The organism is Litchfieldia alkalitelluris, assembly GCF_002019645.1.
GTDB classification, from domain to species: domain Bacteria; phylum Bacillota; class Bacilli; order Bacillales; family Bacillaceae_L; genus Litchfieldia; species Litchfieldia alkalitelluris.
Genome location: NZ_KV917374.1, coordinates 2,763,030 through 2,786,644, shown reverse-complemented (window position 1 = coordinate 2,786,644; position 23,615 = coordinate 2,763,030). Strand labels below are relative to the sequence as shown.

General features: G+C 35.8%; 23 protein-coding genes. 2 read left to right on the top strand and 21 right to left on the bottom strand.

What is annotated here, in order from left to right; all coding sequences use genetic code 11:
* Positions 1-306 precede the first annotated feature (306 nt).
* The 8 genes from spoIVA to BK579_RS12835 all read right to left on the bottom strand — a co-directional run bounded on the left by spoIVA (position 307) and on the right by BK579_RS12835 (position 7,552).
* Positions 307-1,785, bottom strand: a complete 1,479-nt coding sequence (gene spoIVA / locus BK579_RS12870; RefSeq protein ID WP_078546063.1) for a stage IV sporulation protein A — start codon at positions 1,783-1,785, stop codon at positions 307-309.
* Between the two features lie 200 nt (positions 1,786-1,985).
* Positions 1,986-2,705 (bottom strand): hypothetical protein, encoded by a 720-nt coding sequence (locus BK579_RS12865; RefSeq protein ID WP_078550557.1) that lies wholly within the window; start codon positions 2,703-2,705, stop codon positions 1,986-1,988.
* Between the two features lie 22 nt (positions 2,706-2,727).
* On the bottom strand, positions 2,728-2,931 hold the full coding sequence (locus tag BK579_RS12860; protein ID WP_078546061.1) for a DUF2768 domain-containing protein: 204 nt from the start codon (positions 2,929-2,931) through the stop codon (positions 2,728-2,730).
* Positions 2,932-3,349: 418 nt separating this feature from the next.
* Positions 3,350-4,387, bottom strand: coding sequence for an NAD(P)H-dependent glycerol-3-phosphate dehydrogenase (locus BK579_RS12855; protein WP_078550555.1), 1,038 nt, complete (start codon positions 4,385-4,387; stop codon positions 3,350-3,352).
* 21 nt (positions 4,388-4,408) lie between these two features.
* Positions 4,409-5,719, bottom strand: a complete 1,311-nt coding sequence (der, locus tag BK579_RS12850) for a ribosome biogenesis GTPase Der (RefSeq protein WP_078546059.1) — start codon at positions 5,717-5,719, stop codon at positions 4,409-4,411.
* Between the two features lie 153 nt (positions 5,720-5,872).
* Complete coding sequence (locus BK579_RS12845; RefSeq protein ID WP_078546057.1) at positions 5,873-6,058, bottom strand: capping complex subunit for YIEGIA; 186 nt, start codon at positions 6,056-6,058, stop codon at positions 5,873-5,875.
* The gene (locus BK579_RS12840; protein ID WP_078546055.1) at positions 6,055-6,951 is read right to left on the bottom strand and encodes a YIEGIA family protein; all 897 of its coding nucleotides are present in this window, start codon (positions 6,949-6,951) and stop codon (positions 6,055-6,057) included. Before BK579_RS12840 ends, BK579_RS12845 begins: the two co-directional genes overlap by 4 nt.
* Positions 6,944-7,552, bottom strand: coding sequence for a YphA family membrane protein (locus tag BK579_RS12835; protein WP_078546053.1), 609 nt, complete (start codon positions 7,550-7,552; stop codon positions 6,944-6,946). The genes BK579_RS12840 and BK579_RS12835 overlap by 8 nt, the downstream gene beginning before the upstream one ends.
* A gap of 174 nt (positions 7,553-7,726) precedes the next feature.
* On the opposite strand from BK579_RS12835, the gene BK579_RS12830 reads away from it, so the two are divergent.
* Positions 7,727-7,861 (top strand): YpzI family protein, encoded by a 135-nt coding sequence (locus BK579_RS12830; protein WP_078546051.1) that lies wholly within the window; start codon positions 7,727-7,729, stop codon positions 7,859-7,861.
* Between the two features lie 630 nt (positions 7,862-8,491).
* On the opposite strand, the gene fni is transcribed toward BK579_RS12830, so the two are convergent.
* The 9 genes from fni to prsW all read right to left on the bottom strand — a co-directional run bounded on the left by fni (position 8,492) and on the right by prsW (position 17,045).
* On the bottom strand, positions 8,492-9,544 hold the full coding sequence (gene fni / locus BK579_RS12825; RefSeq protein ID WP_078546049.1) for a type 2 isopentenyl-diphosphate Delta-isomerase: 1,053 nt from the start codon (positions 9,542-9,544) through the stop codon (positions 8,492-8,494).
* A 14-nt stretch (positions 9,545-9,558) separates the two neighbouring features.
* Entirely contained in the window at positions 9,559-10,698 is a 1,140-nt protein-coding gene (gene rpsA / locus BK579_RS12820; protein ID WP_078546047.1) for a 30S ribosomal protein S1, read from the bottom strand.
* A 229-nt stretch (positions 10,699-10,927) separates the two neighbouring features.
* On the bottom strand, positions 10,928-11,509 hold the full coding sequence (locus tag BK579_RS12815; protein ID WP_078546045.1) for a lysophospholipid acyltransferase family protein: 582 nt from the start codon (positions 11,507-11,509) through the stop codon (positions 10,928-10,930).
* Positions 11,510-11,513: 4 nt separating this feature from the next.
* A complete protein-coding gene (gene cmk, locus BK579_RS12810; protein WP_078546044.1) occupies positions 11,514-12,185 on the bottom strand; it encodes a (d)CMP kinase in 672 nt (223 codons plus the stop codon).
* 67 nt (positions 12,186-12,252) lie between these two features.
* On the bottom strand, positions 12,253-12,435 hold the full coding sequence (locus BK579_RS12805) for a YpfB family protein (RefSeq protein ID WP_078546042.1): 183 nt from the start codon (positions 12,433-12,435) through the stop codon (positions 12,253-12,255).
* Positions 12,436-12,486: 51 nt separating this feature from the next.
* Entirely contained in the window at positions 12,487-13,149 is a 663-nt protein-coding gene (locus BK579_RS12800; RefSeq protein ID WP_078546040.1) for a flagellar brake protein, read from the bottom strand.
* A gap of 128 nt (positions 13,150-13,277) precedes the next feature.
* The gene (gene ypeB / locus BK579_RS12795; RefSeq protein ID WP_078546038.1) at positions 13,278-14,624 is read right to left on the bottom strand and encodes a germination protein YpeB; all 1,347 of its coding nucleotides are present in this window, start codon (positions 14,622-14,624) and stop codon (positions 13,278-13,280) included.
* A gap of 14 nt (positions 14,625-14,638) precedes the next feature.
* Positions 14,639-15,838, bottom strand: coding sequence for a cell wall hydrolase (locus BK579_RS12790; protein ID WP_078546036.1), 1,200 nt, complete (start codon positions 15,836-15,838; stop codon positions 14,639-14,641).
* A gap of 556 nt (positions 15,839-16,394) precedes the next feature.
* Positions 16,395-17,045, bottom strand: a complete 651-nt coding sequence (prsW, locus tag BK579_RS12785) for a glutamic-type intramembrane protease PrsW (protein ID WP_078546034.1) — start codon at positions 17,043-17,045, stop codon at positions 16,395-16,397.
* A 230-nt stretch (positions 17,046-17,275) separates the two neighbouring features.
* Here prsW and BK579_RS12780 point away from each other — a divergent pair, with 230 nt between their 5' ends.
* Positions 17,276-18,247 (top strand): asparaginase, encoded by a 972-nt coding sequence (locus BK579_RS12780; protein WP_078546032.1) that lies wholly within the window; start codon positions 17,276-17,278, stop codon positions 18,245-18,247.
* 933 nt (positions 18,248-19,180) lie between these two features.
* Here BK579_RS12780 and BK579_RS12775 read toward each other — a convergent pair.
* The 4 genes from BK579_RS12775 to BK579_RS12760 all read right to left on the bottom strand — a co-directional run bounded on the left by BK579_RS12775 (position 19,181) and on the right by BK579_RS12760 (position 23,582).
* Positions 19,181-20,146, bottom strand: a complete 966-nt coding sequence (locus BK579_RS12775) for a YpdA family putative bacillithiol disulfide reductase (protein WP_078546030.1) — start codon at positions 20,144-20,146, stop codon at positions 19,181-19,183.
* Positions 20,147-20,314: 168 nt separating this feature from the next.
* Positions 20,315-21,595 (bottom strand): Glu/Leu/Phe/Val family dehydrogenase, encoded by a 1,281-nt coding sequence (locus BK579_RS12770; protein ID WP_078546028.1) that lies wholly within the window; start codon positions 21,593-21,595, stop codon positions 20,315-20,317.
* A gap of 371 nt (positions 21,596-21,966) precedes the next feature.
* Positions 21,967-22,557 (bottom strand): genetic competence negative regulator, encoded by a 591-nt coding sequence (locus BK579_RS12765; protein WP_078546027.1) that lies wholly within the window; start codon positions 22,555-22,557, stop codon positions 21,967-21,969.
* A 119-nt stretch (positions 22,558-22,676) separates the two neighbouring features.
* Positions 22,677-23,582, bottom strand: a complete 906-nt coding sequence (locus BK579_RS12760) for a MerR family transcriptional regulator (protein ID WP_078546025.1) — start codon at positions 23,580-23,582, stop codon at positions 22,677-22,679.
* Between the last annotated feature and the right edge of the window lie 33 nt (positions 23,583-23,615).

Sequence of the window (23,615 nt, the reverse complement as noted above, 5' to 3'; positions counted from 1 at the left end):
TAGATTCTTTACTATTTAGGTATATTTAACCAAATGCACTTCTTTAGATTCCCCTAATGAGAGGTCCGGCTACAATGCAGTATGTTAACATTTACAGAGTCGATAGTGTGAATTAATATAGCATGCAAGTATACCATGAAAATAACTAAGGTTGGAGAGTTCCATGCGCTGCGATCCACTTGCTTTCCGCTCATTCCACATTAGATGAATGCATTTTTTTCATACTCCCTGGTGTAAATACTTATTCGCATGGAGTTCTAAATGAAAACGAAAAAAAAGACTCCTCAGTTTAAGGAGTCTTTTACATTATAGGATTATTGCGATTAATCCACCAGAACCTTCGTTTATGATTCTTTCTAGTGTTTCTTTTAGCTTGTAACGAGCATTTTCAGGCATTAGTGAAAGCTTTGCTTGAATTCCTTCTCGTACAATAGAGCTAAGTGATCTACCAAAAATATCAGAATTCCAAATTGATAGTGGATCATCTTCAAAGTCTTGCATTAGGTATCTAACAAGCTCTTCACTTTGCTTTTCTGTTCCAATAATTGGTGCGAACTCTGACTCTACATCTACTTTTATCATATGAATTGATGGAGCAACGGCTTTTAGACGAACACCAAATCTAGAACCTTGTCGGATGATTTCAGGCTCATCTAAGCTCATATCTGCTAGCGCAGGTGCTGCAATACCGTAGCCCGTTTGCTTTACCATTCTTAAAGCATCAGCAACCTGATCATATTCAGCCTTTGCGTAAGCAAAATCTTGCATTAACTGAAGTAAGTGATCTTTACCGCGAATTTCTACACCGACAACTTCTTTTAATATCTGGTCATATAAATCGTCAGGTGCATAAAGATCAATCTCCGCAACCCCTTGGCCCATCTCAATTCCAGCAAGACCTGCTTGGTCAATGAAGTCATATTCGCTAAACTGACCAACAACCCTATCTACATCTCTTAATCTCTTAATATCCTTAACAGTATCTTTTACTGCGTCTTGATAACTTTCACGTAACCAATGATCTTCACGTAATACCATGACCCAGCTTGGTAGATTTACATTTACCTCAAGTACTGGGAATTCATAAAGAGCTTCCCTAAGCACATTGAATACGTCCCCTTCTCTCATACTTTCAACACTCATTGCTAAAACAGGGATATCATATTTTTCACTTAACTCCTGTCTAAGTGCTTCAGTATCAGGATGATGTGGTTGGACAGTATTGATTACCATGATAAATGGCTTTCCTACTTCTTTTAACTCATCGATTACTCGTCCTTCAGACTCAACATAATCTCTTCTTGGAATATCACCAATTGTTCCATCAGTAGTAATGACTACCCCAATTGTAGAGTGTTCCTGAATCACTTTCCTAGTACCGATTTCAGCAGCCTCATGAAATGGAATTGGTTCCTCATACCAAGGAGTATTAATCATTCTTGGTCCGTTTTCATCTTCATACCCCTTTGCCCCAGGCACTGTATAACCAACACAGTCAACAAGGCGAATGTTCACATCAAGACCATCTCCAACATGAACTGAAATTGCTTGATTTGGCACAAATTTTGGTTCTGTTGTCATAATTGTTTTACCTGCTGCACTTTGTGGTAACTCATCCTGCGCTCTTGCTTTATCAGCTTCATTACCGATATTCGGTAGAACGACTAGCTCCATAAATTTTTTAATGAATGTTGACTTACCTGTTCTTACCGCACCAACGACCCCTAAATAAATATCGCCACCGGTACGCTCAGCGATATCCTTAAAAATATCTACCTTTTCCAAGTGATCCCCTCCTGATCTTAGAGTTCCTGGGATAAAAATATCCGTCAATTAATTCATCTAGGACACTATATATGTATGACGTTGTCCTACTTAATTATGACTAGATGTCAAAAATAATTTTAGAACCCCTTTAAAAATTGAAAAATAATGTAAATAAAAACCCTTCCTTTAGATTCTATTCATTAAGGAAGGGTTTATAACTATTTTTTTAAGAAAATTGGTTCATTTATTGAATTGATTGTATAAGGAACTGAATATGCAGGGACAAACATTGAATTGTCAACAAGGAGACTCCGAATATCATCTCCCTCGTTAAAATTGTGTTCATGCTTATTCAATGACTGATATAAATCCATACGATAATCAACAAATACTTCCACTTCATTATTAATAATGAGCGGTAAATTATTACCAGTAAACGGGCTGACAACATATGGTTCTTCTTTTAAGCCTAATTTAGAATAATCGACAATAAAATAGGCTGGATCAATAACTTCCTTAATAGGAGGATAACCATTTTCTCTACGGTATACATCTAGTCTCAGCTTTAAATCCCTAATCTTTTCAGTTATAGTCAAATCAAATAGCTTAACTGTTGGATTCGTTTCTGGATCAACAATAACATACAAATAGACACCCCCACTTTCAAAAGCAGATCCAGGCGGTTCCTGGATAAACCGTGGTATCAGTTTATTGAACTCCACTGGGTATTTTTGATAAATAGGCGTTTCCATGTCTTTTGTTTTGATTGGGAGTAATCCATTATTTGCTTCGCGAAAGCGATCGACTGCCTGTTGAACTGATTCGATTTGATGTTCAAATGGCACTTGGTTTTGTACAAGTTTATCTTGAGGATACATGCAGCCTGATAATATAAGAATAAGTAAACTAAAGAATATGTAATTTTTTAATGATTTCATTTTTACAATTCCTCTGTTCATATTAATCACTTACCGGCCCACTAATTACAACAAAGAAAATAATAATCCCTGCTAATACCATGAAAAAGTAGGCGATTCCAGCAATTAGTGCCTTAAATATTCCACTTTTTATTTTATATCTACTAAAATATATTCCGATAACCGCAATAAACATAAATCCCATTGCAGCTAATGAAATCCACATTTTTATTAACCCAGGTGTCATTCAATACATCTCCTCTATATTTACTCGCACCAGCTATTAGTCTTGTAACTTATGCTTGTCCGAAAAATATTATATCACACCATTTTAGAATTGAACAAAAAAAACTGAAGTAAGAGGGGCATCTCACTTCAGTTAAAAACAATATTTACCCATACCAAGTTCAACTCTGAAAGTACTACGTTACACTTTATGCGAATGTGGACCTTCTTGTATCGTCTAATGCCTATCTTTTATAAATCTATTTTTAAATGGTGAATATTTTTTATCTAAAATGTTTTCTACATTAAATTTGATTATCTATAATTATTAATGTTCTATATAAAAAAGACACTTAAGCTTAAATTTTTAGATACCATAGCAGTCCTCCTTCATCTGCACTCAACATATGTTATGCAGATGAACGCCTACTTTGTGCATCTTAAATCATCCGATCTCCAAGGATATTTGCTAGATCTTCCATTTCGTGTGTTCTTAACCTACCCATTAACGAGTCAACTGCATCCTTAGGGTTTTTCCCATTAAATAGCACATCGTACAAAGCAAATGTAATAGGCATACTCACATCAACTTTCTGTGCTAATTGAAATGCGGCTTTCGTTGTTCTTACACCTTCGACAACCATTCCCATACTCTCCAGCACTTCGTCTAAACTATGTCCTTTTCCAAGTAAGTTTCCTGCTCGCCAGTTTCTAGAATGCACACTTGTACAGGTAACAATTAAATCCCCAATACCTGTTAATCCTGAGAATGTTAACGGATTTGCGCCTAGCTTAGTACCAAGCCTTGCAATTTCAGCTAATCCTCGTGTAATCAAGGCAGCTTTTGCATTGTCGCCGTATCCCAATCCATCAGTAATACCAGCACATAAAGCAATAATGTTCTTTAAGGCACCACCAATTTCAACCCCAATGACATCGGGGTTGGTATAAACCCGAAAATACTTATTGATAAATAAATCTTGAACATATTCTGCTGCTTCCAAATTCTTTGATGAAGAGGTTACTGTTGTAGGATGTCTTAAACTAACCTCCTCAGCATGACTTGGACCAGACAAAACAACCACATCTTTTAATTTTTTCTCGGGCATTTCTTCTTCAATAATTTCAGAAATTCTCTTTAATGAATCCGGTTCAATCCCCTTACTAACATGAATAATTGTTAAAGGATCCTCTGAGATATCGGAAACTTGTTTTAATACCTCTCTAATAGCCTTAGTTGGCACCGCGAGGACAATTGTATCTATATCCTTTAACGCAATTCCTAAATCATCGTATCCGATAATTTCTTCAGGTAGCTTTATGCCAGGTAAATACGATTCATTCGTATTTAAATTATTAATTTCAGTTATCTGCGTTTGTTTATGTCCCCATAATCTTACTTCATGTCCATTATCAGCCAATACTATTGATAGGGCTGTACCCCAACTCCCAGCACCAACTACTAAAATTTTCACGATGTTCACACCCCATTATCAATCTTATTTCCTCGCTCTTGCAAAAAGTTTTATAGGTGTACCTTCAAAACCAAAAGCGTCGCGAATCCGATTTTCTAAGAAGCGTTCATATGAAAAGTGCATTAACTCCGGTTCATTTACAAACACAACAAAGGTAGGAGGCTTTACACCAACTTGAGTTACGTAGTAAATCCGCAGTCTTTTGCCTTTATCCGTTGGAGTTGGATTCATTGCAACTGCATCCATTATGACATCATTTAAAACATTTGTCTCTACTCTTAACGCATGATTTTCACTAGCTAATTCAATCATTGGTATTAATGTATGAATTCTTTTTTTAGTTTTTGCCGACAAAAATACAATAGGTGCATAGTCAAGGAACAAAAAGTGATCTCTAATTTTCTGTTCAAATTCCTTCATTGTTTTCTCGTCTTTTTCCACCACATCCCATTTGTTCACTACGATAACAACAGCTCTACCGGCTTCATGTGCATAGCCAGCAATTTTCTTATCTTGCTCAATGATTCCTTCTTCCCCATTAAGGACAACTAACACAACATCAGAACGTTCAATGGCTCTTAACGCTCGTAAAACGCTATACTTTTCGGTTGTTTCATACACTTTTCCTTTTTTTCTCATACCAGCAGTGTCAATAATCACATATTCTTTTCCATTGTATTTATATTCTGTGTCAATTGCATCTCTTGTAGTTCCAGCAATATCACTTACTATAACTCGTTCTTCTCCTAATAAGGCATTAACTAATGAAGATTTCCCAACATTTGGTCGGCCAATCAAACTAAATCGAATTTTATCATCATCTTCTTCTACATTACCCTTTTTAGGAAAATGTTCAATAACTGCATCTAATAGGTCACCTAGACCTAGACCATGAGAACCCGATATTGGAAAAGGTTCGCCAAATCCTAATGAATAAAAATCATAAATAGCTTCTCGCATTTCAGGATTATCTACTTTATTTACAGCTAGTACAACCGGTTTCTTTGAACGGAACAGAAGCTTTGCAACCTCTTCGTCTGCAGCTGTAACCCCTTCACGACTATTGGTCATTAAGATAATGACATCAGCCTCATCAATTGCAATTTCGGCTTGATAGCGAATTTGTGCGAGGAATGGTTCATCCCCAATTTCGATACCACCCGTATCAATAATATTAAACGTTTGATTCAACCATTCACCAGAGCTATATATACGATCTCTAGTAACTCCTGGAACATCTTCCACTATTGAAATTCTTTCTCCTACTATTCGATTAAAAATAGTTGATTTACCTACATTAGGCCTTCCAACAATTGCAACTACTGGTTTCACCATTAGTAAATCACCCTTTCTTTTTTGTAATATAATTTTTATACTATCAATTATATGTAAAACTATGTGATATGTATGAAATAAACCCTTCATCAAATAGAAGGGCTAACTTTTATATTCTATCAGAATTACTAGTAAAAGCAACATTAAATGAAGCTAATGCTTTACAATAACATATAGTTCATCACTTAAACCATGTGCTATACCATCCAAAATCGCTTCAAGATTACCTGCTACCTGCTCCATCTCTTCTTTCGTCTGACATGTAAATATAGCAGTACTACCTGTTACTTTAGATGGGTTTGTCGTAATAATAGCAAGTATATATTTCTCTAAATTCACTCCAAACGCCGTCCCTTCTTGTTTGCCTTAGCTTCAGTGGGCATTCGAATTGCGTTCTCTAATGTAGGAACTTGTCCAATCACAGCAATCGCTTTTTCAATATCCTTTTCTTGTGGTAAAACGAAGACTCCTACTCTTCCATCATCAAGATCACGCTTGGCTAAAGGAACAAGTGCAGGTGTACCCGAATCTCTATAAACACCCAAGGCAGTAGAAACATCATGTAAAATTGCTTGCCTTTGTCCTAAATTTGCAATGGTTGAACGCACATTAAAGTTTTTTGGCTTAAGAATAAACCCCATACCATACTTCAGAACTTCTTCTTGTCTCGCTGGTAATCCAATATTCATAATATAAATATTATCAACATACAATCCAGCACCTTCAAAACGAGGTTTATGGAATTCAATATCAACTATATCTTTTAATCTCCCTCCAGCCATTAATCGCTTAGAAATTATTACAGCGATAATACCCGTAAGAATACCCGCCCATACATTCCAAACCAAATATGCGAACGTTGAAGCGAATGAGGTAAAAATAACGAGATAATTTCGACTTTCGAAAGCTACCGCAATACCCTCAATGTATGTACTTCCTCTTTTTACAAGCTCAAAATGATCTAATTCTGTTAACGTATTTCGTTCCATATTCCTCACATCTCTAAATTGAGATGCAGCAATAGTTAAGAATGTAATGGCTGTAAACTCTTGTTCCATAATAGATGGTACTGCAACAGCACCTAAACCTGCCGCTATAAATCCTAATGCAATATGAATAATCTTTCCATGTAAATAGGTTGGATATTGCCGATAATCTGTCCGGAGCATATATACTCTTGTCATAACACCAAAGACTAACCCAAACAAAATGGGATATGTATATTCATTCATTGATTCTAGTTTCTCCTTTAGCATTTTTTTGAAGCGTTTCATCAATATTTTGAATGAATGATTCCAATTTCAACCAAATGAATACAATTAGTAGCGAAATTGATAAAACATCTAGGAAAACTAGGGAGCCAATTTCATAATTGAAACGAAATTTATTAATAACAAACCCATACAAAAGCTCACCTTGACAACTTCCTATTAACAGACTCATTACCTTGGATTTTCTTCCTTTTGCCAACATAAGTGACAAATATACAAGAACGAAGGCAAGCATCCATTTTCGGTCTAGAAACAGCCAAATTGGATCAAATAATTCAAAGAGTTGAAACGATACATATGCAATAGTTATCGTTAGCGAACATATTAATAAATATACTTTTTGTATCATTGTTTTTTTGGCTATTAAAATAAACGATATAGCCAATATTAATAGATGAACTGCATTAACATTAAATGTACTAAATACAAACTGATATGGTGAGAGAATAATAACAATAAGGATAAAAGCAGAAAACAAAATCCTTAATCTGTTTTTTTCTAATATAAACGTCGCATATGTCCAAGCTATCCATGCTATCCAATAAAAATAAAGCCCCTCCATCTTCCACCCTCCTATCATTCCCATTATTGGTTAAAATCATAAAAGTTAGTCCATTTTCTCATGCAAAGATTAAAGAATAGCAACAGAACATCGATGAAACACTAAAAGTAGCTTAAATTGTTATTAAAAGTTACTGTTAAGCTAAGATATTAAATCAGAAAGTAGGGAATCTAAATGGGAAAAGACCGTCAAGAACAGAAGTTAAGAGAAAAAGGTGTAGTTAGAGCAGATCGTGATCCTGAATTACACAATCCTGGAGCGACAAAGATGGAAGGTCCAGAGGCAGCTAGAGAAAGAAACAAACACTAATTCCATAGTAAAAAAAACTTGTAGATATAAATCTAATCCCGTTCACTTGAAATGGAGAAAATACGAAATAACACACCTTTTAGAGATGAAATTAGCATGCTAATTTCCATCTCTTTTTTTTCATTGATTGTATCAAAATTTTATGGTGATTTTATAGGTTTTAACAGAGGAATTAACATCATAATTAGCACGGCAAATAGGCAGGTGTACAAATATTTTTGTACATCTGCTAGAAGGGTTATGAATTGCGTTGTTAGAATAATCATAGTACTTTTTAACTATTTACAAGAATAATCCGCAAATATGCCATTCTATGCTAGACTAATTCAAATAACGAATCAGTTATGTGCAATAAGCAAGTCGGAGATGTGTAGTAAACCTTTACTACGCAGTAAATAAAAATAGAGGGGAAAATTCCCCTAAATTAATAAACAGCATTGAAAATAACTTAAATAGAGGGAGAAATTTCTCTAATTTGACTTTCAATCCTTGAAAATGGGTAATTTTGCTTTATGTAGGCGGAAAAACTCACCCTATTACCCCAAAAACCAGCTATAATCTGCAATTAACGGAAAAACTTCCGCTTATTTATTTATCGCTAGTTACCCAATTAATATGCAATTAATTAGTTTATCTTTGGCTATATCTTTTAGTGTTTATTCCTCTTTGTTCTAACCAATGAAAGGTCTCACCACTTATAACAAGTGGAGCATTTTGTAATTCTTTAATCGTAGTTACACCAAGTGCGGTCATTATGATTTTTAAATCCGTTAGAATCAAAGATATTTCATCAATTAATCCGGTTACACCTGTTTCCATTAGTTTACGTAGAAAAAAACCTGCAAAACCGGTCACGGAAGCTCCTAATGCGATTGACTTTGCAATGTCAAAGGCATTTTGTATTCCACCTGAAGCAATGATAGAGCCATTAAAATCAGTACTATTAACTTCTGCTATTGTGCAGGCAGTTGGAATTCCCCACGATTGAAAGAAGTCTAATGCTCTTTCTCTACGATTATTCTCAATAGCAGAAAAGTTAGTGCCACCTCTTCCACCTACATCAATTATCTTCACACCAATATCCGTAAGTTGTTTCGCAGTTTCCCTACTAACCCCAAATCCAACTTCTTTAGCAATAACTGGTACTGATAAGGAATTCACAATCTTTTCAATTCTAACAAGCGCATTCGAAAAGTCTCGATCTCCTTCTGGCATGACAAGCTCCTGAATGACATTCAAGTGAACTTGAAGTGCATTAGCATTAATCATATCGACTGCCCTTTTTGCATCTTCTGCACTTGCTTCACTACCTAAGTTCGCAAAAATAATCCCTTTTGGGTTTACTTCTCTTACAATTTTGAAGGTTGAAGTCTCCCAAGGATCCTTTATAGCAGCCATTTGGGAGCCAACAGCTAAAGGAATATCAGCTTCACGAGCGACGATCGCTAAGGATTCATTAATACTTCTTGTTTTCTCTCCTCCACCGCCAGTCATCGCATTTATCAAAAGAGGCGAACTCAAATAAAGTTCGCCTACAATTGTAGTTATATCAATTTTATCAATTGATGTGTTTGGCAGACTATGATGAACGAAAGTAAGATCCTCAAACCCATGTGTGCGAGTTTGACCAATTGAAAGAGCATGCTGAATATGTTCTAATTTACGTTGGTTTCTATTGCTCATCAAATCACCAAATTTTATTTTAAATTTTTTAGTTTGTCTCCAATCATTTCACCTAGTTGGAAACCTGAATTCTCTTCCTTTTGTTGATACTGACTATAGTCTTCTTCAGGTTCAACTTCTTCTAACTCTTTCATACTTAATGAAATTCTTTGTTCTGATTCATTGATATCGAGAACCTTAACCGTCACCGTTTGACCTTCTTTAAGAACTTCATGAGGAGTAGCAATATGTTTATGTGAGATTTGTGAAATATGAACTAGACCTTCTACTCCAGGGATTACTTCCACAAATGCACCGAAGGATACTAGTCTTTTAACTGTCCCATCTATAACAGCTTCAACAGAAAGCTTCTCGGCAATATTTGCCCAAGGTCCTGGTTGAGTTTCTTTAATAGAAAGGGAAATACGATCATTATCAAGATCAACAGATAAAATTTTCACGTTTACCTTTTGACCTTCTTCAACGACATCTGATGGCTTATCAACGTGATTATAAGAAAGCTGAGAAATATGTACTAAACCATCAATGCCACCAATATCAACAAAAGCACCAAAGTCAGTTAAGCGCTGTACTGTACCTTCGATAACTTGCCCAACTTCTAATGAGTTAATTACTTTATGCTTTTTGCTTACTTGTTCTTGTTCAACAACAGCACGGTGAGAAAGAATCACACGTTTTTTTTCACGATCGAGCTCAACAATCTTGACAGTTAAGGTATTGTTTAAGTACTCAGAAAAATCCTCCACATAATGTGTTTCGACAAGAGATGCTGGTATAAAGCCCCTTACTCCTATGTCTACAACTAATCCACCCTTTACAACATCCTTTATTTCGGTTTCGAACACTTCGCCTGTTTCAAACCTTTTTTCAAGAACTTCCCATGATGTTTCTGCAAGAGCAGCACGTTTTGATAGAATCAAGGCGTCTTCTTCCACCTTCTTTACCTTCAATTGCAGTTCTTCACCTTCTGAAACAACATCACTAGCTTTTTCAACATGGATACTAGAAAGTTCACTGATAGGAATGATGCCATCAACCTTACTATTTTCAATACTTACGATGACTTGCTTTTCTTCCACCTTTGTTACCTTTGCAAAAATAATGTCCCCAACTTCTAAATCTTTCACATTCATTTGGTTCATATCCTCAACCATCATTTTTACCTCCTTAAGTCCACTTGCTTGACACTATTCTGTTAATCTCTTCATGTGTTATTGTCTTGCAAATGTATCATTTACTCCTTTTTGTTAACAAAAACGAAAAGGAAAGATTATTATTTTTGGCTATGCTAATATTAGATATCAAACAACGCCTTTTAATAAAAAAACTTCTTTTATTAAACTTCTAATAAATGCTACTTTTTGTCAAGTACAAACTCTTAAACTATTTATATTTTTCAATTAATTGTCCGATTCCATTCATGATTTGATCTGTAACGAATTCTGGTGAAGCTTTTTCTTCTCTTAACTTTTCCATGGAGATAGGCTCTCCAAACACTACCTTTAATTTCCCAAACATCTTATACGGTCCTATTACCGCACATGGAATGACAGTAGCTTCAGATCTAAGTGCAAAAAATCCAGCTCCTGCTAGTCCCTTCCCTAGTTTTCCATCTTTACTTCTTGTTCCTTCTGGAAATAACCCTAAGACATTTCCATCCTTAAGAACTTTAAGTGCTTTTCTTAAAGCATCCCGATCACTCATCCCTCTTTTTACAGGAAAAGCATGTGTCTTGGATATAATTTTCCCTAAGATTGGTACTTTAAAAAGTTCTTCCTTTGCCATAAAGTGAACAGGTCTTTTTACAGAAATTCCTACCACTGGTGGATCTAAATTATCAATATGATTTGAACAAATAATTACTGGTCCAGATTCAGGTATATTATCATGTCCAATGACTTCAATTCTATAAAACGGAGTAATAAATGTACGAACTGTTTCTCGTGCGAAAATATAAAAATCCATCAGATCAAGTCCTTTCACTTACAAGGTTCATGATTTGGTCAACAACTTGATTTATTGAAAGGGATGTTGTATCAATTTCGATCGCATCCTCCGCTTTTTTAAGAGGAGCTACTTCCCTCTCAGAGTCAAGTTTGTCTCTTTGTGCAATTTCCTCTTTTAAGTTTTCTAGATAAGATTCAATCCCTTTTGAAATGTTTTCTTCATGGCGACGGACAGCTCTTTCTTCAACAGATGCCAAAAGAAATACTTTAAGCTCGGCATTTGGCAGGACGTGTGTTCCGATGTCTCTTCCATCCATCACTACTCCTCCATCGGATGCAAATTGTTGCTGTCTCGCTACCATTTCTTCTCGCACTAATCGATGCTTTGCAACAATAGAGACCGAATTTGTGACAATATTAGATCTAATAGCTTCTGTCACATCTTCGCCATCAACGAACACTAGCTGTCCATTTTCGAAAGGCTTTAATTCGATTTTTGTATCAAGTAAGATATTGATTAATTTTTCTTCGTTTTCTAGATTGACATCAAGTTGGATAGCCTTATGTGTTAATGAACGATACATTGCACCAGTATCTATATATATGTAAGAAAGTTTTTTTGCTATGATTTTCGCAACTGTACTTTTCCCAGCAGCAGCTGGTCCATCAATTGCTATTGAAATACGATTAGTCATGACTAAATGGTCCCCCTGGTTCTACTTTTAATAATACCCTTCATTTCTAGTTTAACATGATAAGAAATCATTTATCATGAAAAAAGGTCTCAATTGTTTGTGGAGCTTCTGATTTATTAACTCCTTCATAATCTATCATTTTTGAAAAATATGGTGAAAATGGTGTATATAATAAAATCACTTGAGCAGTTAACAAAAAAACAAACTGAATAATAACTAATTTTAGTAAAATTTGCTCAAACCTCTTCATTTCGCACAACTCCATCATTTTTATTCCTATTATGCGAAAGAATAGCTAATTTTATTCTGATTCTTGTAACCCTTTTTTTCGATGCGAAAGTTGTCTTTCAAAACAAAACTTCGTTATCGTTTGCATCTCATGATTTGAAATCCCGACAAACTGTATTGAAGCTCTTCTTGTGTCACCGTCTCCCTCAATCGTTCTGATTAGTTTACTTCGTAGGGTTAAAAAATGATTTTCACCTGAAATAGGTAATGCAAACCATGTGGTTAATTCTTCCCCTGGTTGACATATGACATCTTTTGGTATGACAATTGATGCGCCTCCAGCACTAATATCGGTGGATAAGGTAACAAACGGGGAAAATTTTCCTAACAGAGAATGAACGGCTACATCAACATTAACCTCTATTCTAACAAACTGTCTGCGTTGAATCTTTGTAAATCCAGTAATGGATGGAAAGTCGATAATTACCATTGGAATCTCTTTCATGGTACGCCCGATAACCTCTGTGTTAAAAGAATAAACAGAATTATCTGCTCCAACAAATGAAGCTTTTAGAATGGTTCCTCTCATAAAAAAAGTTGATTTCCCTGTAACTTCATTAATTGGGTAATCAATGTATAATTTCTTTTGATTTGTTTCAACTAAACGGCATCGGTATCTCTCACTATAAAGAGTGTCTATCGTCTCTAAGGTGATTGTATCTCCAATTCTTAACAATTTTTATCACTCTTCCTATATCTTTCAAACACTCGATCATCCCATAATAATGATTTCATTATATTAATATTAAATCACGTAATAAAAAAAAGGGAAAGCATATTTCGCTTTCCCTTTTAAGAAAAATCTTAAGATTGGTTATATAGTGGTTCTGCATTTTTTAATTTAATTACTTTTTCTTCAAAACCTGTTTCTGCATTTATATAGAGTCTATAGGTGTCATTATTAATCACACCTAGGAACTCATAACACAGTACTTCTTCTTCCAAGTCATTAACAATAAGAGCCAATCGATCTTCCATAACCTCTAGATTAGGATTCACTTTATCTCTTGCATCTTCCAATGTTATAGACGGCTTAGGAATTTCACGTTCTTTGTGGTTTTGAAGGAATTCCTTCGCAGAGAATCCAATAATATGCCCATCATCCAGAGCTACTTTCATCTTAATTGAATCTGGGTATATTCTTACCCCATCTTTTACTGCTACAAAATTGAATACACCAATATTTTGATACTGAGCACTTTCAAATAACTCTTGATTTTCAAAATTATGATCTCTTAAAAATTTCACAGCATTATTAGATGCTTCATTTAAACTTACTTTTGCTTCTTTAACATCTCTGTGTTGAATAACCCAGATTGGGTATCCGCCTTTTTTTGTAATATCCATAAAAATTTCCGACTTTGAATCTGGATCATCAATTCTTAAGCTGTAAAATCCAAGTTTCGACCCATCTCCATTCTCTGTAACGTCCGCTACAACATCACCTTTTAATCCTAAGAAGTCTTTAGCTACTTGTTGGGCTTTCTTTTCATCTATCTTATTTCCCTCTAAGTTAGCAAATTCTCCTTCTTTATTCTTCAAGCTTGAAAATGATGGACCAAAGTCACTCTCAGTATACGCTTCAACATTTTTTTCAACAGTTTCAAACCCATCTATAATCGTGTTATCAGCTTGTTTTTGTCCTGAAGCTAAAGCTAATTCAACATCCATCCATCTTAGATTGTTTTCAATAACAAGATGCTGGACTTTTCGTAGTTCCTTTTGTATATCTTCTGCATTAGAATAAAGCTGCTGCAATGTTTTATATTCCTTTTCAGACAAAGGATCACTCCCTAAGTCTCTCACAGCTGCACGATAGCTGAAATCGCCGATATTTGCCAAAAACTCCTCAGTTTTATTAAAAGGAAGTAAAGTTAATGGTAGCTGACCAACATCAGATTGGGCCTCTGAAGCCACTCTCCATACATCTGCTAATGCAGGTGACAAAGAGTCCCTCGAATTCATTGCTAATGTAGTACCAATTTTGTCATGTAATAGATCTATCTCATAGGTTAAATCATGAAAGGCACGCTGATAATTATTTTCGGCTTGTATTAATACAGCGTTCTTCTCTTGATGCTCCTTGTATCCCCAGTATGATGTTCCGATTATCCCTATTGTTAATATAGTAATGAAAATTCCTCGAAGCATAGTCACTCACCTTTCTATCTACAGAAAATGTGCTTCCCGATCTTTTTAATTTGAGGTCTACCCCATATCCACTTACTTGTTGCAGTATCTGGATTGAAATAATAAGTTGCCCCTTCAGTTGGATCCATTCCATTTATGGCATCCAATACAGCTTTTTTAGCTTTTTCATTTGGTGTTAACCAAATCTGACCGTCTGCAACAGCTGTAAACGCTAATGGTTCAAAAATAATTCCTGAAATTGTCTTTGGAAATGTTGGACTCTCTAATCGATTCAAGATGACTGCAGCAACTGCAACCTGTCCAATGTATGGCTCACCACGCGCTTCACCATATACTGCATTTGCCATTAATTGAATGTCATTTTGAGAGAACCCTCCAGGCACATTTACTGCTGTTGGGCCAGGAGACTCGGCCGGCTCTTCTTCTGCAGCCTGTTCACCACCATCTCCCCCTTGATTCTCATTATCTCCTTGTGGTTCTTGAGCTTCTGCTGGTGGAGTTTCTTGCGCTGCTTCTCCACCTTGTCCTTCATTATTCTGTTGACCTTCACCTTGTCCTTGTTCTTGTCCTTGACCTTGTTCTTGTCCTTGACCTTGTTCTTGTCCTTGACCTTGTTCTTGTCCTTGTTCTTGGCCTTGTTCTTGTTCTTGTCCTTGACCTTGTGGTTGATCTCCTTGTGGCGATTCGCCATCTTTGGGTTGTTCACTACCACTTTCTTGTGGTGAACTTCCGCCTTGCGCCTTATATTTAGCTTCATATTCAGTTTTTCTAGCTTCTGAGCTTTTCTTCCCTTTTTCAATCGTTTCTGCTGACGGTGCTGATTGTATATCCCATGGGACACCACCATAGTGCGTAAAACGATTACCTTTTTTCAAGTTAGCATAAACAAAGTCACGATTATATTTAGTGGCTCTATTTAACATTTCTTTTGTTTTTTGACCAACTAAACCATCTACATCTTTTAGTCCAAACGCCTTCTGAAAATTACGTACTGCCCAGTATGTGCTCCATCCGTAAACTCCATCAATTTCCCCATGGTAGTACCCATTGTATTGGAGTCTGGATTGTAACTCGATGACATCATCACCTGTAGCACCTCTTTGAATAATTTGTTCTGAAAATGCATGTGCTTGATGGAAATTACTTCCTCCAAATATTCCTAGTGCTAAGATGAAAACCATAACGGGTAATGTTATGAACAATTTTGAGTTCATTATTGATTTACCTCCTTAACCAATTTCTATATAAACTTACATGTATTTTCTGTAATGTTGTGTTTTTTATTCAATAACATTGAAAATCGGTATTTTTTAAAAATCGCAAATCTTCGAATAAAGCACCAAGATGCGAATTAGGGACGGATAAGACATTACATGTCATTGGAAGAACGTCCTGTGGAAACCTCACTATATGGTCTTAAACACAAAAAAAGCCTAGTATAACTAGACTTTTCTCACTTTATTATATTTTGATGAATCAAGGATTAATGTTGAAGTTAAATTATTATCATGTCCTCAGCGATTGAACTGCTACCTAAGTATTTTTCAGGGTAGAGCTTTATGCTAGATAAGTATTTCGTACCATGGAGTGAAAATGTTTATTCCACAGTGTGTACGGATCGGAGAGCCACTCGACTCCTGTGCGATCTAGCGGTTTCGTGAGACCCCACAGGAGCTAAAGGCGACGAGGAGGCTCACGGACCACCCCGCGGAAAGCAAGTGGATCGCAGCTCGTGGAACTTTCCATCCTTAGTTATTTTCAGGACAGACGTTACTTTAAGAACGATAATCTGGCAATCCTTACTTTTCTAAGACCTAACCACCATAAAAATAACATGAAAGGAAGCATAAAAAATATCCAACGTTCTTGAGTTAATAAAATATAGTCATATGTCCCATGTAGTAAAAACGGAACTAATATTGATAAACAAATCCACTTCATTCTATTATCTTTAAGCGCAAATTTTCCTTTTCCAAGATAATAGCCCATTATAACACCAAATAAACCATGACTAGAGACAGGTAGTAACGCCCTTCCAATTGCAAACTCTACACCATGTGCAAGTAAATACAAAATATTCTCAAACGTGGCAAATCCTAAAGAAACAGATGCACCATATACAATTCCATCATAAGGCTCATCAAATTGGATATGCTGGTATACGATATACATCAAAATAAACCATTTAAAAAATTCCTCTAACAAACTGGTAGCAATAAATGCCCGAGAGAATTGCGTGACAAATAGCCCTTCTACCTGAAACACATATTGGATAAACATAAGAGGAAATACGAGGATTGCTCCAAAAATAAATACACGAAAAACCATCGAGATAGGCTCTGAATCATAACGGTCCTTTAAATAAAAATAACTTAGTAAAGCTAGCCCAGGTGCAATCCCTGCCGAAATCACAGCTAACATACGATTCCTCATTTCATAGAATCATTTCCCATTTATCACTTATTAGAAAGTAGTGCTTTTCAATCTACTTTTTTATTTACTTAGTAGTAAAATCTTATAATATAATTAGACCTAATTTTTAAAATTCCATTGTGAATGAGATAACTTTATCGTAACATGAGAATCATGAATTGGAAATCGTTTAACCAGAATAAATTCTAGTTTTTATAACCCAAATGAAGGAGAAGTTTATGAAAAAAATTTTACTTATACATACAGGTGGTACTATTTCAATGAAGGAGGATAAATCCACTGGAACAGTCCAACAAGATAGGCAGAATCCCCTTCTCGAATCCACAGGTTCAATAAATAAACTTGCTAATATTACAGTAGTTGAGTTATTCCATTTGCCCTCTCCACACATTACCGAAAATGAAATGCTAATTATGGCAAAGACAATCAAAGAAAAAATTATGCAAGATTCATTTGAAGGGGTGGTCATTACACATGGAACTGATACCCTTGAAGAAACTGCTTATTTTTTAGATTTAACCATTTCTTCAAACGCTCCTATTGTTGTTACTGGTGCAATGAGGTCTAGTAACGAACTTGGAGCAGATGGTCTATATAATCTAATTTCCGCTATCAAAGTATCAGCTTGTGAGGATGCTAGAGGTAAAGGCGTTTTAGTGGTTCTTAATGATGAAATCCACACTGCCCGCAATGTGACAAAGACGCATACCAGTAATGTAGCCACATTTCAAAGTCCACAATACGGCCCTATTGGAATTGTAACAAAAAGAGGGGTTTCCTTTTATCAAACTCCTTTAAATAGACAAACGTTTGACATCGACTCAATAACAAAAAATGTAATGCTGCTCAAAGCATACGCTGGCATGGATAGTATTTTATTAGAAGCAATAAAAAAATTAGGAATAGATGGCTTAGTTATAGAGGCCTTAGGACAAGGGAACCTACCACCTGCGATGGTTGGCGGATTGAACAATCTCATTAAAAACGATGTTCCAGTGGTTTTGGTATCAAGATGCTTTAATGGCTTTGTTGAAGATATTTATAGTTATGATGGTGGCGGAAAACAATTAAAAGAGTTAGGTGTTATCTTTTCAAATGGACTTAACGGTCAAAAAGCAAGACTGAAATTGTTAATCGCCCTTGAAAACAATAAAAATGGGAATTCCCTACAAGAACTATTTAAGCAATAGCTATCTATAAGAGAACAGGTTTATAGCGTTATATAATGTATGCCTACACAAATAAAAATGCTCGGTAAACAACGCTTTTCATTCCCTTTGGATGGCTTTTGGCATGAGAAAGGGAATCAAACAATGCTTTTCATTCCCTTTGGATGGCTTTTGGCATGAGAAAGGGAATGAAACAACGCTTTTCATTCCCTTTGGATGGCTTTTGGCCTGAGAAAGGGAATCAAACAATGCTTTTCATTCCCTTTGGATGGCTTTTGGCATGAGAAAGGGAATCAAACAACGCTTTTCATTCCCTTTGTTGAGCTTTTGGCCTGAGAAAGGGAATCAAACAATGCTTTCATTCCCTTTGGATGGCTTTTGGCCTGAGAAAGGGAATGAAACAACGCTTTTCATTCCCTTTGTTGAGCTTTTGGCCTGAGAAAGGGAATCAAACAATGCTTTTCATTCCCTTTGGATGGCTTTTGGCCTGAGAAAGGGAATGAAACAACGCTTTTCATTCCCTTTGTTGAGCTTTTGGCCTGAGAAAGGGAATCAAACAACGCTTTTCATTCCCTTTGTTGAGCTTTTGGGATGAGAAAGGGAATCAAACAACGCTTTTCATTCCCTTTGTTGAGCTTTTGGCATGAGAAAGGGAATCAAACAACGCTTTTCATTCCCTTTGTAGGGCTTTGGGCATTAGTAAGGGAATTGGAACTCTCTGACCTAGGTATTTTCAGGATGGAGGATGAAAAATTATACTTAGCTTTGTGTCTAGCTCCAGGTGCTATCGGCTCTCGGGTCTAAGTCAATCCGGCAAGAAGGTTAAAAAGCAACCTTCTAGCCGACTCGTCTTATGCCTGTCGCCGATGAACGAGCGCCTTCCGCATTTCTTTTTTCAGGATAGACTCCTAAACCTTAAAGATTTAACACCAACATACTTATTACAAAATGCCTTTAAAGCACACTTCCAATCTTCCCTGCAATTAATTGCCCATGAAATCTTCCATTCTCTATAAATATCTCATTTGCATTATTACCTGCAGCAATAACTCCAGCAATAAATAACCCTTTAACATTAGTTTCCATTGTGTCTTCGTTGAAGAACGGCCTTCCTGTCTCCTCATCAATCATAACGTTCATTCTTTTTAGAAAGTTATGGTCAGGATGGTACCCGGTCATCGCAAACACGAAATCATTCTTAATTTTATGAGTGATGCCGTGTTTCTCATAAATAACACTATCATCGTTAATTTCCCTTACATGTGAATCAAATTCCATCTTAATGAACCCAGCACGCACAAGCGATTCAAACTCAGGTAATATCCATGGCTTAATACTTGAAGAATATTCATGCCCTCTATAAAGTACAGTAACCCTGGCTCCAGCCTTGTTTAGTTCTAAAGCTGCATCCACGCTTGAATTTTTCCCACCTATAACTGTTACATCACAATCAAAATAAGGATGACCCTCTTTGAAGTAATGAAACACCTTATCTAGTTCTTCACCAGGGATATTCATGTAATTGGGATGGTCATAATAGCCAGTCGCAATAACTACATAATCCGCTTGGTATTTCCCCATATTTGACTCAACTAAAAATCTATGTTCATTCTGTTTAGTCACTTGATTAACTTTTTCAAAGGATTGAATTCGAAGATTTTTACGTTTAACAACTTCTCTATAATAAGCTAATGCTTGGTTTCGAACCGGTTTCCTATTTTCTGTTATAAAAGCAACATCCCCTATCTCTAACTTTTCACTTGTACTAAAGAAAGTTTGATGGGTTGGATATTGATAAATACTATTAACAATATTCCCCTTCTCAATAATCAGAGCATCTATCCCAATTTCTTGAAGGGCAATAGCTGTAGATAATCCACAAGGACCACCACCTATAATAATTACCTTTTCTTCCTTCATTCGTTTCACCTCTATTGCGATACTCTATAAGAAAAGCGCCGAGGCGCCTGGTGCTAGCACAAAAACTTGATACAAATTATATACATTCTGGTAAAAGAAATAAAAAAATCCCCTATTTAAAATCATAGGGGATTCTCTAAAATAACGCAAATTATATTGTCTAATGACTTAGATCCATCCTCTAAAGCGAGAAGCTTCAGCCATTTTTCTTACTCCAACCATGTATGCTGCAAGCCTCATATCAACTCTTCTGGTGACAGATGTATCATATATATTATTAAAAGACTTAACCATAACTGTTTCTAATCTTTCTTCAACTTCACTTTCTGACCAATAGTAACCTTGATTATTTTGAACCCATTCAAAATAAGAAACCGTAACTCCACCAGCACTTGCAAGCACATCTGGAACTAACAATATACCTCTTTGTGTTAGAATTTCAGTTGCTTCTAATGTAGTTGGCCCATTTGCAGCTTCAACAACAATACTTGCACGAATTTGGTAAGCATTTTCCTCGGTAATTTGATTTTCAATCGCAGCTGGAACAAGGATATCACAATCAAGCTCAAGTAATTCTTTATTAGTTATTGTATCATTAAATAGTTTTGTTACTGTTCCAAAGCTATCCCTACGATCTAACAAATAATCAACATCTAAACCATTTTCATCATACAGTCCACCATAAGCATCTGAAATCCCAACAATCTTTGCCCCTGCATCGTGCATAAATTTCGCAAGGTAACTACCTGCATTCCCAAACCCTTGAACAACTACACGAGCACCCTCTAGTACAATTCCTCGTTTTTTTGCTGCTTCACGAATACATATTGTCACACCTTTGGCTGTTGCAGACTCTCTTCCATGTGAACCTCCTAATACAAGAGGTTTACCTGTAATAAATCCAGGAGAGTTGAATTCATCAATTCGACTATACTCATCCATCATCCACGCCATAATTTGTGAATTTGTAAATACATCCGGAGCAGGTATATCTTTTGTAGGCCCTACAATTTGACTGATTGCACGCACATATCCACGGCTTAATCGTTCTAATTCACGAAATGACATATCTCGAGGATCGCAAACGATCCCACCTTTACCACCACCATAAGGCAGGTCTACGATGCCACACTTTAGACTCATCCATATTGATAGTGCTTTAACTTCTTTTTCACTAACATTAGGGTGAAATCTAATCCCCCCTTTTGTTGGTCCAACTGCATCATTATGTTGTGCTCTATAGCCTGTAAATATCTTTACAGATCCATCATCCATTCTAACTGGTATTTTAACAGTCATCATACGAATTGGTTCTTTTAATAACTCATAGACCTCTTCCGGATAACCTAATTTATCTAATGCTTTATGTATTACAGTTTGTGTTGACCTTAGGACATCTAACTTTTCTTCCTTCTTTTCATTGTTGTCCTTATGTTTATCGGCTACCATTTGTTAACCTCCCAATAATTTTCAAAGGTACTTGCAAATAACGACCCCAAAGCATAGTATACATCCTTGTGCCCGGGCGTGCATAGATAAAAAAGTGGGTTTTTTCGTTAAAAGTAAGCGATTTCAACCTATGGCATTACAATCATTATATTAACACAAATAAGTGTACTTTAGCTAACTAGCTAACGATTCTTTCTCCTTTTTTCCAATCACTGAAAATCCTGAGGTGAATTTTCATTTTTATTGTATCTCAAAAAAAAACGGACTCAAACTGGCACATAAATGCTTATCCCTTCCTATGCATCCGTGTTCAATGCGGAAGTAATCAATCACTTATGTTAGGCACCATTTGAGTCGTCACCTTTAACCTCTTACTTTTTTAGAAAATGGTCAAAAACATTTATTAAACAATCCTCTATAAAAATAATCTTACCATATTCATGAACTTTATACTTTGTAAGAGTCGCTGAACTTCCAAATTCAGCTAAAATAGCAATAACGTTTTCTGAATCTATAAAAATCTCTTCTTCAAATAATAAATAAAACTTCTCATTATAAGAATATAGTTTTCCACCATGAATTTTTAATGGCACTAATCTTGAAGATAGCTGAATCACATCTTCAAAGGTTTCAAACTCATAGAGAATATCATCACTTTCGTCAAGGGTTACTTGCATTTCTATATAATCATCAGAGAAGTCATCATCTAATTCTTGACTCTCAACATCCTTCGTAACAATGACAACCATTCCTTGTGCCTGTAGGGAATATACCTCAACTGCAATGGCGCCATGTGCTTCAAAGCCAAGTTCCTCACTTGCTTCTTCGATCATATCTCGAAATAATTGGTGTACCTTTAAAGAGTCGTGCCATAGATCCTCTTTTGTCAGACCACGCTCCATCAAGTCATCGAAAGTTAAAAATATTTTAATTTTATTATAATTTAAGCGTTCGAGACGCATAAATTCCCCTCCCTACCGTCACGCCAACTTCCTATTCACAGTTTATGAAATGAATTTAAGATGGTTCTAAAATTCCAGTGATTTTTTCAAAAACCACTATATAAGGTTAACCTTTTATTTCACTTTAATTTTTGTATAAGCCATTCATCCCAATGTGACTGTTTTTCGCCAACAATCAACGATTGATAGGTACTTATTAAACGATGTTCTGCATTTGTTAAGGCTGCCCCACCTAATCCAATATGAAGAGAGGGAAAAGATTTAATTAAGCTATCTACAAGTTCAAGAGTTTTATCAACATTACCTGGCATTGTACAAGAAATGAAGAGGAATTTCGGCTTGATTTCATCAAGTACAATTTCTAGGTCACCATCAGCAATGCCTGTCCCAATATAAATAACCTCGAAGCCTTTTCGTCGTAGGTATAATGTAAATATTAGAAGTCCCAATTCATGCCACTCACCTGGCCCGCAAACTGATACCACTTTTGGAAGCATTCCATTTACAGGTAGATTATGGAGGATCATACCAATTCTTGACCTAAGGAATGATGATGCAAAACGTTCATGCGCACTTGTAATCTTTTTATCTTCCCACAGATGTCCAATCTGTACGAGTAATGAACCTAGTATATCAATAACTACCTTATCTATTGTATACATACTAAATGCCTTATTCATTAGCTCATGTGCATGGTGCTCATCAAAGCTAATTAAGGCCTCTAATAATTCGTTCTGAAGCTGGAGTGAATATTCCTCCACCTTCTCGTTCTCGGAATACCCTGTTGATAATTTTGTGCTTTCTAAAATAGAAACTGCTTGACTAATTGTAAATCCTTTATTTACTTTATCAATCAACCATTTTAATACTCTAACGTGTTCATCACTATAAAGTCTGTGCCCTGATTCATTGCGTGTTGGGGCAATCATTTTATATCTTCTTTCCCAAGCACGTAAAGTACCTGCTTGAATTCCTAACATTTTTGATATTGCTTTTATATTATATTTACCTTCTTGAGATAACATTTAGGAAGCCTCCAAGTTAAAATGAAGCCCATA